Origin of the sequence: Marinimicrobium sp. UBA4209 (assembly GCF_002381585.1) — a bacterium.
GTDB lineage: Bacteria > Pseudomonadota > Gammaproteobacteria > Pseudomonadales > Cellvibrionaceae > Marinimicrobium > Marinimicrobium koreense.
On the sequence record NZ_DFTP01000012.1, the window covers coordinates 23,727 to 29,726 of the forward strand.

Here is a 6,000-nt window from a genome sequence, read left to right on the forward strand (position 1 = left end):
GATGCGCCTTCGGCTTATCCGCCCTACGGCCGAGCGCAGCGGTATAGATCCGCGTAGGGGCCGAGCGCAGCGATTAGACGCCGCATCCGCCGTCCCCCAACCATGAGTGCACGACAATCCGAAAATCCGCGTAGGGGCCGAGCGCAGCGATTAGATGCCGCATCCGCCGTTACCGTTGCCGAACTCAACTCTCCATATTGAAATCGTAATCCATCGACTTGCTCGGCTCCTGCAGATAATACCCCTGAATGTAATGCACCCCGGCCTGCCACAGGGTCGCCAACACGCTGGCGTTTTCCACAAACGGCACCACCGTGGTCACGTCTTCCTCGTGCAACTTCTTGATCAGCTCTACCAGGGTATCCGGACTTTCATTGTTGTTCTGGATATCCTGGGTGAATGAACCGTCCACTTTCACAAAGCCCAGTGGCACGTGTTTGAAGACGTTGTAGGGGTTGAGTGAGCAGCCAAACCCACTGATGCTCAGACAACTGTTGAATTTCTCCAGGTGCTTGGCGAACGCCTTGGCGGCGGTCAGGTGATTGGTGATATCCACCTCACTGGCCTGGAAGACAATGGCATCGGTGGGCAGTTTGGCGGCCTTGAAGGCGACCCGCAGCCAGGGCGGCAGACTGTCGTCGCAAAGGGACTGGCCGCTCAGGTTGATGATCAGTTTGGTGTGGTTGCCCTTGTTGCGATGCTGGGACAGCATCTTGATCGACTCCAGAATCACCCAGCGATCGATCTTGTGAATCACGTTCATCTTCGCGGCGGCGTCGAGGAACTCCGTGGGGGACACCTCCTCATTGTCGGCGTTGAGCAGGCGCAGCAACACCTCGTAGTACTCGTCGTCCGAGCCCCGCAGGTTGATGATCGGCTGGAACAGGAGGCGAAACCGGTCGTTGTCCAGAGCGTGCTGCACCTCGGTCATCACATCCCGCTCTTTGCGTTCATCGGCGGTCATTTCCGGCTCGTACAGGCGCGCGGCGTTGCCCTGGTTTTCCGTGCGGACTTTTTCCATCGCACTGACCGCCTGCTCGATCACTGACTCGGCGCTGGAACTGGTGTCGTTGATCAGGGAGACGCCGATGCTGGCGGTCAACTGAATGGTTTTGCCATCCACATCAACGATGTGGTCTTCGATGGCCTTGCAGACTTTCTCCGCCCGCATGACCGCCGCGTCGGGTTTGATGTTGGGCGCGAGCATAATAAAGGCGTTGTCACCAAAACGGGCCAGCAGGTCATTCTCCTGGGCATGCTCGCGCAGCAGCGCGGCGATGTCACTCAGCGCCATGTCGGCACCGGCGACACCGAAGGCGGCGTGGACCTGCTCGGCGTAGTGGTCGATATCAATATAGATCAGGCTGGCTTCTGCCGGCTGCTTGCCCGCCTCGCTGGTGAGCATCTTTTCCAGGCGATCCACCAGGTACTGGCGGTTGTACAGGCCAGTGGCCAGGTCCTGCCACTTGATCTGGGCGATCTGCGCTTCCAGCTCCTCGCTGGTCTCGGCGACGCCGGCGCGGGCCAGAAACTGGATGCAGGGCTCTTCATCATAGGTAGCCCGGGAGACTTCCAGGCTGATATGGGTGGCCTCGCCGTTGTGCTTGACCCCTTCGAATTCAACCTTGGTGGTCTCGGCGTCATCGCCCTTGAGGGTGAAGTTTTTCAGGAATTGCTTGAGCTGTTTGTGATCCTTCTCGGCCACCATGTCCATGATCGGCAGGCAGTCGATATCATCGCGATCCTCATAGCCGAACAGTTCGGCGAAGGATTCGTTGGCGTAGAGGTACAGGCCGTCCTGGACGTAGGCGATGGCATCCCGGGAGCTATCGAGCAGGGCCTGGCTGCGGCGCTCGGCCTCGCGGAAACGGCGGTCGGCGATGCGCCGTTGCTGGCGCTGCTCCCGGTTGTCCATTTCGCGCTGGATGACCAGCAGCAGGTGTTGGTCTTCGTCCAGGCGCACCACATCGGCCGCGCCGAGCTTCATCCCCTCGACCACGGCCGCGCTGCTTTCATCGTCGGTTTGCAGTACGACGGCGACATCGCGGTTCAGGCGCCGGATCTGCCGAATGGCGGCCTCGGGAGTGACATTGGTGGTCTTGTCATGACCGATGAGCAGGTCCCAGGTCTGCTCTTGTAGCAGCTTTCCCAGGCGTTCCTCACTGTCGACGTGCTGGGCGCGACTGGAGCGACCGGCGTTGTGGAGCATGCTGGTCAACCGCTCGGCCTCTGAGCGGGAGTCGTTCAAAATCAGCAGGCGGATTGTCTCGTTGGGATCCATAAAAGGTTACTGCACTCTCTTGCAAGCCTGACCCGTGTCTGTGAGGCCGCTCGGTCGATGAATGCTTCCGTGCGTCGGACAGGGGTTGTCATCCCTTTAATCCTGTTCGTTTCGGCTATATTAACTGATTGACAAATACCCTCAATACTAATGTTGATACATCCGCCAACAACCGTTCATTGATGGCGATATTTGTGAATCAGCCTTCTGTTCTCGGGGTGACGACGCTATAAATCGTCGCTTTCACCCGCATCGCTCTGGCCGGGCATCAGCTCACGAAATTCGAATTGGCTTATGGCGCCGGTGGAAAAACGGCGCCGGGTGAGTTGTACGGTGGTCTGGGTTCTATGGTTGTCTTCCTGTTGACCACTGTTGCGCCGGTATAGGCGCACCTTACTGTATTCGTGAAAGGTCACGGCGTTGGTGATCAGGGTGGCCGGCTGGTTAATGGCCTTCAGGGGCGGAATTTCCAGAGCGCGCAGGAATTCCGAGAAACCGCCGGTCTTGTAGATCACCGCCGCGCCGAATGGCGTCGCCTGTGGGGCGAGTGTCTGAACGCCAATCAGGGTGGACTCCCGGGACTGCTGCACCCAGCGTACCACCCCGATGCTCCATTTAAGTCGGCCCACTTCCTGAAGGCCCAGCAGCTCACCGGCTTTCAACTGTGTGGGTACCTGTTCGCGCCATTCCAGGCAGTAACCGCCCAGACTGACGTCCACGATAGGTACCTGAAAGGTGGGGTGCTCGCCCCGGTAGTCCTGCTGCTGACGCTGACGAATATTGTTCTCAATGTTGAAGGTGGCCAGGTGGTCGCCGGCCAGTTTGCCGCCGCCGGCATCGAATGCGGAGCCCCAGGGGTCCGGCTCGGCGGTGGCGGCGGTAGGCAGGCGCCCACCAAACAGACCGTTTTCCTCTTGGTGTACATGGGTGGCCTGGTTCATGAACAGCTTGAAGGGTTGTCCTCCGGCCATCTGGAAGTGCACGTTGGACAGGCCGATGGTGACATTCATCTGCCCGCCGCTAGCGCGCCGTTCGAAGCTGCGCTGGGCGAGCAGGTGCCAGGAGTGGCTCAGGTGCTCGTTGAGGGGAAGCGTCAGCCCCAGGCTGTCCCGACCGCCACCGGGTCTGGCGCCTAGCGCCTTTCGGGCGTCCTCCAGTGCGGTCACGACCGGGCCAGTATCCAGCTCCCGGATGGCCCCGCCGGGGGCTTCGGGCAGACGGGACTTGTACAGGGGCGCACTGTCGCTGTCGAGCACGACGGCAAACAGGTTGTCTTCCTGCGCGGGGTCGTAGGCCACCATGTGCGCCAGTGGGGCGAGTTGCTCCAGGGCGTCATAGGTGTTGCTGACTTCGGTCTGTCGCAGCTGGTTGGGGCGGGCGCTGGCGAGCAACAGCAGGCGCTGATAGCAGCGCTCGATGGTGTTGGTCTGCTGGTGGCCGGGAAGAGGTTCGGCCACCACTTGGCGGTGGACCTGCCACTGCTCGGCCAGCTGGTACAGGGTATGAATTTCCAGCCACAGTCGGCTGGGAACCGGGGTGTACATCTGATAGCTGCGCAACAGCAACAAGCCCAGTCCGGTCATCGCTCGATGCAGCGCCAGCGCCCGCTGGTTCTGCAGCGTGTCGGTATCGCCCTTGGTCACCTGCCCGAGCTCGCGCACCGTCACCAGATAGGCGTTGCTCATGTGCTTTTGCAGGGCCTGGGCGACGGTGGCGGTTTTGCGGGCCGCTTCGGGCAGAATCAGGGGTTGATTGAGAAACTGCGGGGTCAGCCCCTGAATGGCCTGTTGAACCGCGGGGCGCAGGGCCTCGAGCATGTCCAGGCGTACCTGGGGGGTGGTTTTGAGGCGGCCGATTTCGGGCAGGGCCTTGTACAGCAGGCTGCTCACGAAGCTGATGCGGGTCATGGGCAAGGCGCGCACCCAGTCGGCGACTTTGGCGGCCTTGGGGGAACAAAACGACAGTGTGTCCAGGTCCTGGGGCGGGACTTTGAAACGGTTCAGCAGCTCGTTCGGCGGCATGTCGGCGGTCATTCACTATCCTGTCTGAGGCGGTCGCCGCGGCACTGGGGGGCGGCGGTCCGGCTTGAGTTGTCCTGACTATAGCAGATCGCTCCGTCGGTAGCAGATCGGGCGGCTCAGGCTATGGGGGTCTTGTTCGGCTCCCCGGCGATTTCCCGCACCAGCCGGGGTACCAGGTAGCCGGGCAGTCGGGCGCGCAGGTGGTCCATCAGAGCGCGTGCTTCAGCCTCCGGAACGTCAAAGTGGTGGGCACCGGCGACCGGGTCGAGCAGGTGCAGGTAATAGGGCAGGACGCCCCGGTCGAACAGCCCTTCGCTCAACGCGGCCAGCGTGGACGCCTGATCATTGATGCCGCGCAGCAGCACCGCCTGGTTGAGTAGGGTGATGCCCGCCCGGCGCAGCCGGCCCAGTGCGGCCCCCACACTGTCGTCAAGCTCCCGGGGGTGGTTGCTGTGAATCACCAGCGTGGTATGCAGGCCATGGCCGGTGAGCCAGTCCAGACAGTCATCGTCAATCCGGTTGGGCAGCACGATCGGCAGGCGGGAGTGGACCCGCAGGCGTTTGACGTGGGGGATGGCCGCCACCCGTTCGGTCAGCCAGGCCAGTTGCCGGTCCGGGGCGTTGAGTGGGTCGCCGCCGCTGTAGATTACTTCGGTGATGCTCGGGTCGGCGGCGATGTAATCCAGTGCCTCCTGCCAGCGGGCCCGGCCGGGGTTGTTGTCGGCGTAGGGGAAGTGGCGACGAAAGCAGTAGCGGCAGTTGATCGCGCAGCCGCCGGAGACGATCAGCAGCACCCGCCCGTGGTATTTGTGAATCAGCCCGGGATGGGGGTTGGCGTCGGCTTCGCCCAGGGGGTCCTGGCTGTAGCCCGGGGCCGCTTGAAGCTCCTCGCCCAGAGGCAGCACCTGGCGCAGCAGAGGGTCGTCCGGGTCCCCCTTGCGCATCCGCTCGACAAAGGCGCGAGGCACCCGCAGGGCGAAATCCTGGCTGGCGGCGAGGGCCGCCGGCAGCTGGGCCGGGTCCAGTTCCAGCAGGGCGATCAACTCCTGGGGCGAGCGAATCAGGTCGGCGAGCTCGTTTTGCCAGCGGGAGGCACTTTTGCCGGCAGGGGCCTGCCAAGTGGCAGCGGTTCGATGTATCATGTGCGCCTTTTAATCCAGAGAAGCGAGAGGGCGTAATGGCCACCTATTCTATCAACGATTTCCGCGTCGGTCTGAAAGTCATGCTCGATGGCGACCCCTGTAACATTGTCGAGAACGAGCTGGTCAAGCCGGGCAAGGGCCAGGCCTTTAACCGGGTCAAGCTGCGCAACCTGAAAACCGGGCGCGTGTGGGAGCGTACCTTCCGCGGCAGCGAGAACCTCGAAGGCGCTGATGTGACTGACCTGGATATGGAATACCTGTACAACGACGGTGAGTTCTGGCACTTCATGGAGCCGACTACCTTTGAGCAACACCAGGCGGACAAGAGCGCCGTGGGCGACTCGGCCAAGTGGCTCAAGGAGCAGGACAAGTGCGTGATTACCCTGTTCAACGGCGCGCCGCTGGCGGTGACCCCGCCCAACCACGTGGAGCTGGAAGTGACTGAAACCGATCCGGGCCTGAAGGGCGACACCGCCCAGGGCGGCACCAAGCCGGCCACTCTGAGCACCGGCGCTGTGGTGAAGGTACCGCTGTTCATGAACGTGGGCGATGTGGT

General features: G+C 62.1%; 4 protein-coding genes. 1 reads left to right on the forward strand and 3 read right to left on the reverse strand.

Features of this window, described 5'->3' with window-relative positions:
• Positions 1–184: 184 nt before the first annotated feature.
• From B3187_RS02350 to epmB, 3 genes are all read right to left on the reverse strand, one after another.
• Positions 185–2,281, reverse strand: coding sequence for an EAL domain-containing response regulator (locus B3187_RS02350; protein WP_286804450.1), 2,097 nt, complete (start codon positions 2,279–2,281; stop codon positions 185–187).
• Positions 2,282–2,508: 227 nt separating this feature from the next.
• The gene (locus tag B3187_RS02355) at positions 2,509–4,314 is read right to left on the reverse strand and encodes a hypothetical protein (RefSeq protein ID WP_286804451.1); all 1,806 of its coding nucleotides are present in this window, start codon (positions 4,312–4,314) and stop codon (positions 2,509–2,511) included.
• A gap of 104 nt (positions 4,315–4,418) precedes the next feature.
• A complete protein-coding gene (gene epmB, locus B3187_RS02360; RefSeq protein WP_286804452.1) occupies positions 4,419–5,444 on the reverse strand; it encodes an EF-P beta-lysylation protein EpmB in 1,026 nt (341 codons plus the stop codon).
• A 35-nt stretch (positions 5,445–5,479) separates the two neighbouring features.
• Between epmB and efp the strand changes: the two genes are divergently transcribed.
• Positions 5,480–6,000, forward strand: a 521-nt coding sequence (efp, locus tag B3187_RS02365) for an elongation factor P (RefSeq protein ID WP_286804453.1), incomplete at its 3' end; no start/stop codon positions are given.